The organism is Microbacterium salitolerans, assembly GCF_019720895.1.
Taxonomy (GTDB): Bacteria; Actinomycetota; Actinomycetes; order Actinomycetales; family Microbacteriaceae; genus Microbacterium.
On record NZ_JAHKSH010000003.1, the window covers coordinates 73,717 to 86,087 of the forward strand.

The window sequence follows — 12,371 nt, forward strand, 5'->3', positions numbered from 1 at the left end:
GTGCCACATCGATCGGGCTTATCTGGCGTATCCGGCAATCGATAGCTAGATCGTATTGACGATGAATCGTGTCTATCGTAACGTCCATTGCGGCAACCGATTGACATTCCCGACGACGCACCGTTGCCCACCTCAAGACAAGGACATGGACGATGAAGTTCACGAAACCTGCCACAGCCGCCGCACTGCTCGTACCGGTTCTCGCGCTCGCCTCGTGCACCGCGGGCGGTGGAGAGTCGAGCGGATCCGGTGGCGAGGGCGGACAGACCGCTCTTACGATCGGCATGCTCGGCGACGTGACGTCGTGGGCATCCGAGGACGCCCACGTCGGCCACGGCCTCGTTCCGCACCAGGCGCCGTATGATTCGCTGCTCCGGCGCGACGAGAACGGCGAGCTGCAGCCGATGCTCGCGACCGAGTGGTCATACGACGACTCTGCCACCGCGCTCACCCTCGAGCTGCGCGACGACGTCACGTTCAGCGACGGATCCGCGTTCGACGCCGAGGCCGTCAAGACGAATCTCGAGCATTTCCAGGAAGACGCGCTGCGGCAGGCGTCCCAGCTCTCCGTGCTCGACTCGGTCGAGGTCGTCGATGACGACACGGTCGTCCTCCACCTGACGGAGCCGGATCCCTCCCTCGAATTCCATCTGGGCCAGGCCGCCGGCCTCATGGCCAGCCCCGACTCCGTGGGTGCCGAATCGAGCGACACGGTGCCCGTCGGCTCCGGCCCCTATGTCATGGACGAGGCGGCGACCGTTGCGGGGTCGTCCATCGTCTTCACCGCGCGCGAGGACTACTGGGCGCCCGAGCTCCAGAAGTATGACCGCCTCGAGCTCCGTGTCCTCGAGGACGTCTCGGCACGTTTGAACGCCCTGCAGTCCGGCCAGGTCGATGCGACGGTCCTCGATGCGACCACGTTCGATCAGGCCGAGGGCGCGGGTTTTGAGATCCTTGACGACTACCAGGTCGACTGGCACGGCCTCACCCTCATGGACCGCGACGGAGAGCTGAACCCGGCGCTCGCTGACGTGCGCGTGCGCCAGGCGCTCAACTATGCCGTCGACCGCGAGGCGCTCGTCGAGCAGAACGAGCGCGGCCATGGCACCGCGACGACTCAGCCGTTCGGCCCCGAGAGCGGGGCATTCGTCGACGAGCTCGACGAGCGCTACCCGCACGACCCCGAGCGGGCGCGTGACCTCCTTTCCGAGGCGGGTTACGACGACGGCGTCGCGATCACCGTGCCCCTCGTTCCGGGATGGGATGCCGTGCACGCGGCGCTGCGCCAGCAGCTCAGTGAGGCCGGCATCACCCTCGAGTCCGAGCCGGCGCAGATGAACACCCTTTTCGGCGACATCGCGCAGGGAAAGGTCGAGATCTTCTACTTCAACCTGTTCCAGAGCGAGGCCTGGGTCAATGTGCAGCAGCTGCTTGCCGAGGGCACGCTGTACAACCCCTTCAACACAGCCGATCCCGAGCTGACGGCGCTGATCGACGAGATGCGCGTCGCCGGCGAGGACAGCGACGAGATCGCGCAGGAGATCAACGAGTACGTCGTCGAGAACGCCTGGTTCGTACCGCTCTACCGCCTCGACCAGGTCGTCGCGTACGACGGCGACGCCGTCGACGTCGTGAAGCAGCCGCAGCAGGCGCTCCCGTCGCTGTACAACTTCTCGCCCGTGGGCTGAGGCCCCGGAGACGACGCAGAAAGGAGGCGACATGCTCACGTTCGTCGTGAAGCGCATCGTCTCGGGGATCGTCCTCCTCGCGGTGATCTGTGTGCTCACCTACGTGCTGCTGTTCTTCTCGGGCACGGACATCGCGCGCAATCTCGCGGGCGATCAGGCCACGGAGGAGCAGGTCGCGCGTCGCGCCCAGGAGCTCGGCCTCGACCGCCCGCTTCTGGAGCGCTTCACGACCTGGATGGTGAACGCCCTGGGCGGAGACCTGGGCACGTCGTGGTTCACCTCGCAACCGGTGGCCGATGTGATCGCCTCGCGGCTGCCCGTGACTCTCGTCCTCGTGTTCGTGTCGATCGTGCTCGTCGCGATCGTGGCGGCCGCCATCGGCGTGGCCGCTGCGGTGCGCGGCGGATGGATCGATCGCGTCGTGCAGATCGGATCCGTCGCGGGCGACATCATCCCGAACTTCGTCCTCGCCCTCGTCCTCGTGATCCTTTTCGCGATCACGTGGAGCGTGTTCCCGGCGGTGAGCACGATCAGTCCGGGCGCGCCGATCAGCGTCTGGGTGGCGTCGATGACGCTGCCGGTCATCGCGATCGTCATCAGCGCGGTGACCGGCAGCACGCAGCAGTTCCGCAGCGCGGTTCTGCAGCAGCTCGAGAAGGAGTACGTCCGCACGCTGCGCAGCCGTGGGATAGGGGCGGGTGAGATCCTCTTCGCGCACGTCCTGAAGAACGCCGCTCCGGCCGGACTCACGGTCCTGAGCCTGCAGTTCGTCGGCATGCTCGGCGGCGCCGTCATCATCGAGCGCATCTTCTCGCTGCCGGGCATCGGATCGACGGCCGTCACGGCCACGACTCAGGGTGACATCCCCATCGTGATGGGCGTCGTGATCGCCACCGTGACGATCGTGGTCGTCGTCAACCTGGTCGTCGACATCGCCAACGGCTGGCTCAACCCGAAAGTGCGTGTGTCATGAGCAGCACAGAACTCGTCGTACTGGAGTCGATGCGCACCCGCACGTCGCCGCTCCGCCGCCTCCTCACGAATCCGCTCGGGATCGTGTCGCTGACGATCCTCGCGGCCGTGGTCGTGATCGCCGTGTTCGCTCCCGTGATCGCACCGTTCTCTCCGAACTTCGCCGACGTCGGCAATGCCTTCGCCCCGCCGGGCGGGGAGTATCTGCTGGGCACCGACAGCGCAGGGCGCGATGTCTGGAGCCGCCTCGTCTCCTCGACCCAGATCACGCTCCTATCGGCGCTGCTCTGTGCCGCGGTGGCGATCGCGATCGGGCTGCCGAGCGGCCTCATCGCGGGCTTCTACGGCACCCTCTTCGACGGCGTCGCCAATTGGTGCGCGGGGCTCATCATGAGCCTCCCCGGGATCATCGTCCTTCTCACGGCGCGGGCCGCCTTCGGTCCATCGGTCTGGATTACGATGATCGTCTTCGGCATCCTCATCAGCCCCAGCTACTTCCGGCTCACCCGCACGGCCGTGCAGTCGGCGCGCAATGAGCTCTACGTCGATGCCGCCCGAGTCGCGGGGCTCAGCGATCTGCGGATCATCGCGCGCCACATCCTGTCCGTCGTGCGCGCGCCGATCATCATCCAGACCGCGATCATCTGCGGCGTCGCGATCGGGATCCAGAACGGCATGGAGTTCCTCGGCATCGGCGATCCGCTCACGGCCACCTGGGGGGCCATGATCAACGACGCCTACCGCAACATCTACACGGCGCCGATGCTCCTGCTCTGGCCGGCCCTCGCAATCGGCCTGACGATCGGATCCCTCGTGCTGCTGGGCAACGCGATCCGCGACGCCCTCGAAGGGGGTGCGACGGTCGCCGCCCCGCAGAAGCGCGACCACCGCCCGGTCGAGCCGTCGGAGACGGGGGTCGCCGAGTCGACCCACCTCCTCGAGGTCCGCGACCTGCAGACGGGATACCCGCGTCCCGATGGCACGACGAACGTCGTCGTCCAGGGCGTCAGCTTCGCCGTCGACCGGGGAGAGGTGCTCGGCATCGTCGGCGAGTCGGGATCGGGCAAGACGCAGACGGCGTTCTCGATCCTTGGCTTGCTGCCGAAGAACGCGCGGATCGTCGGCGGCGAGATCGTGTTCGATGGCCGACGCATCGTGTCGGGTGAGACGGGGACGGATCAGAAGGCGCTCGACGCTCTTCGAGGCACGCGCATCGCCTACATCCCGCAGGAGCCGATGTCGAACCTCGATCCGGCGTTCACGATCGGATCTCAGCTGATCCGCCCGATCATGAAGGGCCTCGGCGTCAGCCGGGCCGAGGCGCGCAAGCGCGCAGTCTCTCTGCTCGATCGTGTCGGGATCCCCGACCCCGAGCGCACGATGCGCGCGTTCCCGCACGAGATCTCGGGAGGCATGGCGCAGCGCGTGCTCATCGCGGGCGCCGTGAGCTGCGAGCCCGACCTCATCATCGCCGACGAGCCGACGACGGCCCTCGACGTGACCGTGCAGGCCGAGGTGCTCGAGCTGCTGCGAGAGATGCAGCGCGAACTCGGCATGGCGGTCGTCGTCGTGAGCCACAACTTCGGCCTGATCGCCGATCTCGCCGACCGTGTCGTCGTCATGCGCGAGGGCGAGCTCGTCGAGGAGGGCGAGGTGCGCGGGGTGCTGCGCGACCCGCAGCATCCGTACTCGAAGCAGCTGCTGGCGTCCACCGTCGCCGGGCGCGAGCCGCGGATGCCACTCCTCGCCGGAACGAATGGCGGTGTGCGATGACCGCGCTGCTCGAGATCCAGGACCTCGTCGTCGAGTTCCGCGGGAAGGGCCTCATGCGGAAGCCGTTTCGCGCGCTGCATGGCGTCTCGCTCGACGTCGAGAAGGGCAGGACGCTCGGCCTCGTCGGCGAGTCGGGATCCGGCAAGACGACGATCGGTCGAGCCGCGCTGGGCCTCGCGCCGGTGACGAGCGGACGGATCGCCTTCGACGGCCGCGACATCAGCCACCTGAGCCGGCGCGTGCGGCGCGAGATCTCGCGCGATCTGCAGGTCGTGTTCCAGGATCCGTACGGATCCCTCAACCCCGCGATGGAGATCGGCGAGATCCTCGCCGAGCCTCTCATCGCGCAGGGAGCGTCGGGGCGCGATGCCCGTGCGCGCATCGGGGATCTGCTCGACCGCGTCCACCTTCCGAGCGACGCCGCGCGTCGTCTCCCGCACGAGTTCTCTGGGGGCCAGCGCCAGCGCGTCGCGATCGCTCGAGCCCTCGCGCTCGAGCCCAAGCTCATCGTGTGCGACGAAGCCGTGTCGGCGCTCGACCTGTCCACCCAGGCACGAGTTCTGGATCTGCTTCTCGAGATCCAGAACGACACCTCCGTCGCCTACCTGTTCATCTCGCACGACCTCGATGTCGTGAAGCACATGAGCCACGACATTGCCGTGCTCTACCGCGGGAACGTCGTCGAGCACGGTCCAGCGGCCGCGGTCGGAGGGGCCCCGGTTCATCCCTACACGCAGAGACTGCTGCTCGCCGCTCCGGTCATCGATCCGGATGAGCAGCGGGCCCGACGTGAGGCGTTCCAGGCGCTCGACCCCGCCGACTTCGAGGTGACGACATGAAGGGCACCATGACCACCACAGCGCTCCGCCTCGATCCCGACCGGCTGCTTCCCGCGGATCCGTCCACGCGCGAGATCGCCCGCGAGCTGTTCGCCGCGGTGGCGCACCTGCCGATCGTCTCGCCGCACGGCCACGTCCCCGTCGAGTGGCTCTCAGGCGACGAGCCGTTCGCGGATCCGACGACCCTGCTTCTCGCCCCCGATCACTACGTGACGCGACTTCTGCACGCGTCGGGGGTGGATCTCGCCCGGATCGGCGTCGGAGGAGCAGACGTCGACCCGCGCGCGGCATGGCGGGTGTTCTGCGAGAGGTGGCCCGTCTTCGCTGGCACCGCTTCGGGCGGCTGGCTCGAGCACGTCTTCGCCGAGGTGTTCGGCGTCGTCGAGACCCCGGCGGCTGACACCGCCGACGTGCTGTACGACCGCCTCTGCGCATCGCTCGCGACGGAGGCCTTCCGTCCGCGGGCGCTGTTCGACCGGTTCCGCATCGACGCCCTCGCGACGACCGACGACCCGCTCGACGATCTCGACGGGCACCGGCGCCTCGACGAGGATCCGTCGTTCCGGGGGCGCGTGCTGCCGACCTTCCGCCCCGACCGGTACCTCGACCCCGAGGCGCCCGGCTACGCGGACGCCGTCGCGCGGCTCGCCGACGCCCACCGGCGGCCCGTCGACGACTACCGCGGCTACCTCTCCTCGCTCGCCGAGCGGCGCGCGCACTTCGTCTCCCACGGCGCCGTCTCCGCCGACCACGGTGTGCCCGACCCCTACACGACCGAGCTCGACGAGGTCGACGCCGCCTCGCTCTACCGTCGCGCCGTGCGCGGCGAACTGATGCCGACCGAGGCACGGGAGCTTCGCGGGCACATGCTGGTCGAGATGGCGCGGATGAGCGTCGACGACGGCCTCGTGATGACGTTGCATCCCGGCGTGCTGCGGAACCACAGCACGGTGACGCACGCGCGTTTCGGCGCCGACTCGGGCCACGACATCCCCGTGGCTGCGGAGTTCACCCGCAGTCTTCGCCCGCTGCTGGAGCGGTTCGGGCTCGCCAAGGACTTCCATCTGGTCCTGTTCACGATCGACGAGACCGCGTATTCGCGGGAGATCGCGCCGCTCGCGGGCTTCTACCCATCGGTGTTCATCGGCGCCCCGTGGTGGTTCCTCGACGCGCCCGACGCGATCGGGCGGTACCGGTCGGCCGTCACCGAGACGGCGGGCTTCTCGCGCGGGTCCGGATTCGTCGACGACACGCGGGCCTTCCTCTCCATCCCGGCCCGGCATGATGTCGCGCGCCGCAGCGATGCCGCATTCCTGGCGCGGTACGTCGCCGAGGGGCGGGTGTCGATCGAGCGCGCCCGCGAGATCATCGTGGACATCACCGACCGCCAGCCCCGGGAGGTGTTCAAGCTGTGACTCGCCTCACCCGGGCGTCGGCGGGAATCGGATCCGCGCCGCCCGTCCGCATCGCCCACCTGGGCCTCGGGGCCTTCCACCGATCGCACCAGGCCTGGTACACAGCGCGCACGGCGCCCGACTGGGGGATCGCCGCCTTCACGGGCCGCACTCCCGCCGCCGCTGTGCCGCTGCAGGAGCAGGACGGGCTGTTCACCCTCGTGGAGCGCGGGCCGCAAGTCGATTCGGCCGAGATCATCGGATCCCTGTCCCGCGCGCACGACGGCCGCGACATGTCTGCGCTCGCCAAGGTCGTCGCCGCGCCCGAGACGGCGCTCGTGACCCTCACGATCACGGAGGCGGGCTACGCCCTGGATCCGGTCGCGCTCGCCGCGGATCGCCGGACGCTGGCAACGGCGGATCCGACCGCCCCCGCCCCGTCGACCGCGCTCGGCCGCCTCGCCTGGGCCCTCGACGCCCGCCGCCGCGCCGACGCAGGGCCCCTCACCGTGGTCCCATGCGACAACCTGCCGAGCAACGGATCCGTACTCCGTGCCGCGCTGCTCGCGCTCGCCGCCGATGCGCCCGACCTTGCCGACTACATCCATTCGACGGTGAGTGCGGTGTCGACGTCGGTCGATCGGATCACCCCGGCCGTCACCGACGCCGACCGCGCCGACGCCGAGGGTCTCACGGGCTTCGAGGACCACGCCGCCGTCGTCGCCGAACCGTTCCGCGACTGGACGCTCGCGGGTGAGTTCCCCGCGGGGCGACCCCGCTGGGAGGACGCGGGCGCGCGTTTCGTCGACGACATCACGCCCTACGAGCGACGCAAGCTCTGGATGCTCAACGGTGCGCACACGATCCTCGCGGCGGCGGGACCCCTGCGCGGGCACGCCACCGTGTCGGCCGCCATGGCCGACGACGCCGTGCGCGCCCTCGTCGAGGGATTCTGGGACGAGGCGGCCCTCCAGCTGCCCGCCGACCTCGACGTGCACGCCTATCGCGAGGCGCTGGCAGCGCGCTTCCTCAACCCGCGCGTCGAGCACCGCCTCGCCCAGATCGCTCGCGACGGCGAGATCAAGGTGCGCGCGCGGATCCTGCCCGTGCTGCGGCGCGAGCGCGAGGCCGGTCGTGACGGGGCCGGATGCCTCGCGGCACTCGCCGCGTGGGCCGACCGCCTGGGCGGCGAGACCGAGCCCCTCCTGGCCTCGCTCCACGACGACATCGCGCCGCTGACCGACGACGTGGACGCGCTGCGCACGCGCGCCCGACGGAACTAACGAACGACAGAGAAAGAGGAGCCATGCTCACGCCCCAGGAATCCGAGACCCGCGACCAGAGGACCCTCGACGGGATCTGGCGCTTCCGCACCGACACGGACGCCGACGAGCGCCCCTGGGAAGGGCCGCTCGGGGGAGCACGCGACGTCGCGGTGCCCGGCAGCTACAACGACCAGTTCGCCGACGACGCGATCCGCATGCACGTCGGGTGGGTCTGGTATCAGCGGCAGGTGAGGATCCCCGCTGGCTGGGAGGGCCAGCGGATCCTCGTGCGCGTCGACTCCGCCACCCACGAGGGGCGCGTGTACCTCGACGACGAGCTCGTCGCCGAGCACGTCGGCGGGTACATGCCGTTCGAGGCAGATGTCACCGAACTGGTGGCGCCCGGCGGGAGCGCCCGTCTCACGATCGGCGTCAACAACCTCCTGACCAACGAGACGATCCCGCCGGGGCGCGTCGAGGTCGATGCGCTGGGCGCGACGCGCAACTTCGGGCGTTTCGACTTCTTCAACTACGCCGGACTGCACCGCCACGTGCGCCTTGTCTCGACGCCGCGCGAGCGGATCACCGACGTCGCGGTCTCGACTGTCAGCGCGACGCCTGAGCGTGCGACCGTGTCGTACGAGATCGAGGCCGACGGACCGGTGCGCGTCGCGGTCGTCGACGTCGACGGATCGGACGTGGCGACGGCGGATGGCGCGAGCGGCGAGATCGAGATCGCGTCGCCGCGGCTGTGGAACCCCGGCGCCGGCGAGCTCTACGACCTGCGCGTCGAGCTGCTCGACGGGGACCGCGTCGCCGATGTCTACCGCCAGACGTTCGGGATCCGCACGGTCGAGGTCCGCGGCACAGATTTCCTCATCAACGGGGAGCCCTTCTACTTCCGCGGCTTCGGCAAGCACGAGGACAGCAACGTGCACGGTCGCGGGCACGATGACGTCCTCCTTGTGCACGACTTCGCCCTGCTCGAGTGGTCGCACGCCAATTCGTTCCGCACCTCGCACTATCCGTACGCGGAGGAAGTGCTCGACCACGCCGACCGCAACGGAATCGTCGTGATCGACGAGACCGCCGCGGTCGGACTGAACCTCGCGATCGGCGGCGGCGTGCACGGCCTGGCCGAACAGGCCGCGTTCAGCGATGCGATGTTCAATGACCGCACGCAGGCGGCGCACGCACAGGGGATCCGTGAGCTGATCGCTCGCGACAGGAACCACCCATCGGTCGTGCTGTGGTCGATCGCGAACGAGCCCGAAGCGGTCGAGCCCGCCGCACGCGACTACTTTGCGCCGCTCGCGAGCCTCGCGCGGGAGATGGATCCGACCCGGCCTGTCTGCTACGTCGGCGAGGGTCGCGCGAGCTTCGACACCGACGCGATCGTCGACCTGTTCGACGTCATCTGCCTCAACCGCTACTACGGCTGGTATGTCGACAACGCGAACCTCGCCTCGGCCGAGGTACGGCTGGAGAAGGAGCTGCGCGGGTGGGCCGACACCCACGGCAAGCCGATCATCATCACGGAGTACGGCGCCGACACGCTGGCCGGGCTGCACTCGGTCTTCGAGCAGTCGTGGTCAGAGGAGTATCAGGCCGCGCTTCTCGACATGTACCACCGGGTGTTCGATCGCATCGACGCCGTCGTCGGCGAGCAGGTGTGGAATTTCGCCGACTTCCAGACCTCGCCGGGCATCATCCGCGTCGATGGGAACAAGAAGGGGGCGTTCACGCGCGACCGCCGGCCGAAGCAGGCCGCGCACCTGCTGCGGGCGCGGTGGGGCACTGCGGCGACGCCGTTCTCCGCGCCCGTCCCGACGGAAAGCTGACCCATGATCATCGACAGGGCCGAGGTCATCGTCACGAGTCCGGACCGGAACTTCGTGACGCTGAAGATCACGACGTCCGACGGGGTCACGGGGCTCGGCGACGCGACGCTGAACGGGCGCGAGCTCGCGGTCGTCGCGTATCTGAAGGAGCACGTCGTTCCGCTGCTGATCGGGGCCGATCCTTCGCGCATCGAAGACACGTGGCAGTTCCTCTACCGCGGCGCGTACTGGCGCCGCGGCCCCGTGACGATGGCGTCGATCGCCGCCGTCGACATGGCGTTGTGGGATATCAAGGGCAAGACCGCAGGGATGCCCGTGCACGAGCTGCTCGGTGGCGCCTCACGCGAGGGGCTGCTGGCGTATGGCCATGCGTCGGGGAAGGAACTGCCCGAGCTGTTCGACTCGGTCCGCGAGCACCTCGACGAGGGCTATCGCGCGATCCGGATCCAGTCAGGCGTCCCTGGCCTGAACGCGATCTACGGGATCGCGTCGCAGTCGGCTGCCGCGGGCGGGGGAGAAGCGCGATACGACCACGAGCCCGCCCGCCGCGGCGCGCTCCCCGTGCAGGAGGACTGGGACACGCGGGCCTACCTGCGTCACCTGCCGGGCGTCTTCGAAGCCGTGCGCAACGAGTTCGGCCCCGAGCTGCCGCTCCTGCACGACGGGCACCACCGCATGACGCCGATTCAGGCCGCAAAGCTCGGCAAGTCGCTCGAGCCGTACGACCTGTTCTGGCTCGAGGACTGCACGCCGGCCGAGAGTCAGGAGGCATTGCGCCTCGTGCGCCAGCACACGACGACGCCGCTCGCGATCGGCGAGATCTTCAACACGATCTGGGACTTCCAGGGGCTGATCCGCGAGCAGCTCATCGACTACGTGCGCGGCGCCGTCACGCACATGGGCGGCATCACACCGCTGAAGAAGACGATGGACTACGCGGCGATGTACCAGATCCGGTCGGGGTTCCATGGCCCCACCGACATCTCGCCGGTCGGCATGGCCGCGCAGGCGCATCTCGGACTTGCGATCCACAACTTCGGGATCCAGGAGTACATGCAGCACGGCGCAAGGACCAACGAGGTCTTCCGGCAGTCGTACACGTGGGAGAACGGGTTGCTCCACCCGGGCACTCGGCCCGGACTCGGCGTAGAACTCGACGCCGACCAGGCCGGAAAGTACCCGTACGAGCGCGCCTACCTGCCCTACAACCGCCTCGCCGACGGCACCATCCACGACTGGTAGAGGGTGGCTGCACCCACGCTGGCCGCCATGTATGACGGAGTCCTCGGGGAGTGACCCGGGTGCCGCCGTCGGAAGACGTCTGGCCCGCGCCCGAATGCCGCGGATTGCTCCAAGATGTCGGTCTTGGAGCGATCTGCGGCATTCGACGGCGGTCAGCCCTCGCGGATCGTCATACTCGCGAGCCGGTCGCCGGCGACGCGGAACGTGAACCGCGAGCGTCCGTTCGCGTGCGTCGAGCGCCAGTCGCCGATGACGGTGATCTCGTCGCCCTCGCGCGTGACCTCCTCGGGCGTGAGCACGCCGGTGGCGCCGATGAACTCGCCGTCGCTCCAGCCCTTGATCGCGTCGCGTCCGGTGAACACGCGACCCCAGTCGTCGACGAAGCCGTCGGCGGCGAACGCGTCGAGGAATCCCTGCTCGTCGTGCGCATTGACGGTCGTGATGAAGGACGCGACGGGCTCGGGAACGGTGATGTCGGTCATGCGAACCTCCTGGTTGTCCCGGCCCGGTCAGAGCCGGTATCCGTCAGCCTAGGACCCCGACGTCGCGCCGTAGACTCATCCGGTGCCCGAGATCGATCTGCTGACGCTCTGCCTGCTGATCCTCGCGGGATTCGTGGCCGGGTGGGTCGACGCCGTCGTCGGCGGGGGAGGGCTGATCCAGCTGCCGGCGATGATGCTCGTGCCGGGCATCACGCCCTTGCAGGCGCTCGCGACGAACAAGCTGTCGAGCATCATGGGCACCTCCGTCGCCGCCGTGACGTTCGCGCGGCGGGTGAGGCCGGATCCCCGCACGGCCGTTCCGCTCGCCGTCATGGCGCTGCTCGGGGCGATCGTCGGCGCGATGCTCGCGACGTTCATCCCCGAGGAGGCGTTCACTCCGATCATCCTCGTCGTGCTCATCGGCGTCGGCGGGTTCACGGTGCTGAAGCCGAAGATGGGCGTCCACGCGAATCGCCGCTGGCACGGGTGGAAGCACGTCGTCGCGGCGAGCGTCATCGGGCTCGTCGTCGGGACGTACGACGGCGCTCTCGGCCCGGGAACGGGATCCTTCTTCGTGATCCTGCTCGTGAGCGTGCTCGGATACGCGTTCATGCCGGCGTCCGCCCTCGGCAAGATCGCGAACTTCTGCACCAATCTCGGCGCGCTCCTCTTCTTCGTGCCCGCCGGCCACGTGCTCTGGGGGCTCGGACTCCTCGTCGGGGCGGCGAACCTCGTCGGCGGATATCTCGGGGCGCGGATGGCGGTGTCGAGGGGCAATCGCTTCGTGCGGATCGTCTTCATCGCGGTCGTCGCCGCGCTGATCCTGAAGCTCTCCTACGACCTCATCAGAGGGGCCTGAATCGCCCCACCCCGAG

10 protein-coding genes are annotated in these 12,371 nt (G+C 69.0%); 9 read left to right on the forward strand and 1 reads right to left on the reverse strand.

Translation table 11 applies throughout. From position 1 onward, the window contains the following. Nucleotides 1–152: 152 nt before the first annotated feature. The 8 genes from KOL93_RS06905 to manD are packed head-to-tail and all read left to right on the forward strand — an operon-like array spanning nt 153 to nt 11,014. Entirely contained in the window at nt 153–1,688 is a 1,536-nt protein-coding gene (locus KOL93_RS06905; protein WP_221584615.1) for an ABC transporter substrate-binding protein, read from the forward strand. Between the two features lie 31 nt (nt 1,689–1,719). Next, nucleotides 1,720–2,661: an ABC transporter permease gene (locus KOL93_RS06910; protein ID WP_221584616.1), complete on the forward strand. Its 942-nt coding sequence runs from the start codon at nt 1,720–1,722 to the stop codon at nt 2,659–2,661. Next, entirely contained in the window at nt 2,658–4,433 is a 1,776-nt protein-coding gene (locus tag KOL93_RS06915) for a dipeptide/oligopeptide/nickel ABC transporter permease/ATP-binding protein (RefSeq protein ID WP_221584617.1), read from the forward strand. Before KOL93_RS06910 ends, KOL93_RS06915 begins: the two co-directional genes overlap by 4 nt. Continuing rightward, a complete protein-coding gene (locus KOL93_RS06920; RefSeq protein ID WP_221584618.1) occupies nt 4,430–5,272 on the forward strand; it encodes an ATP-binding cassette domain-containing protein in 843 nt (280 codons plus the stop codon). The genes KOL93_RS06915 and KOL93_RS06920 overlap by 4 nt, the downstream gene beginning before the upstream one ends. 8 nt (nt 5,273–5,280) lie before the next feature. Further along, complete coding sequence (gene uxaC, locus KOL93_RS06925; RefSeq protein WP_221584619.1) at nt 5,281–6,687, forward strand: glucuronate isomerase; 1,407 nt, start codon at nt 5,281–5,283, stop codon at nt 6,685–6,687. Beyond that, nucleotides 6,684–7,949, forward strand: coding sequence for a mannitol dehydrogenase family protein (locus KOL93_RS06930; RefSeq protein WP_308291571.1), 1,266 nt, complete (start codon nt 6,684–6,686; stop codon nt 7,947–7,949). Before uxaC ends, KOL93_RS06930 begins: the two co-directional genes overlap by 4 nt. Before the next feature lie 23 nt (nt 7,950–7,972). Then, on the forward strand, nt 7,973–9,772 hold the full coding sequence (gene uidA / locus KOL93_RS06935; RefSeq protein ID WP_221584620.1) for a beta-glucuronidase: 1,800 nt from the start codon (nt 7,973–7,975) through the stop codon (nt 9,770–9,772). 3 nt (nt 9,773–9,775) lie between these two features. Next, nucleotides 9,776–11,014 (forward strand): D-mannonate dehydratase ManD, encoded by a 1,239-nt coding sequence (manD, locus tag KOL93_RS06940; protein WP_221584621.1) that lies wholly within the window; start codon nt 9,776–9,778, stop codon nt 11,012–11,014. Between the two features lie 152 nt (nt 11,015–11,166). On the opposite strand, the gene KOL93_RS06945 is transcribed toward manD, so the two are convergent. Then, nucleotides 11,167–11,496: a nuclear transport factor 2 family protein gene (locus KOL93_RS06945; RefSeq protein ID WP_221584622.1), complete on the reverse strand. Its 330-nt coding sequence runs from the start codon at nt 11,494–11,496 to the stop codon at nt 11,167–11,169. Nucleotides 11,497–11,578: 82 nt separating this feature from the next. Here KOL93_RS06945 and KOL93_RS06950 point away from each other — a divergent pair, with 82 nt between their 5' ends. After that, nucleotides 11,579–12,355: a TSUP family transporter gene (locus KOL93_RS06950; RefSeq protein WP_221584623.1), complete on the forward strand. Its 777-nt coding sequence runs from the start codon at nt 11,579–11,581 to the stop codon at nt 12,353–12,355. Nucleotides 12,356–12,371 lie beyond the last annotated feature (16 nt).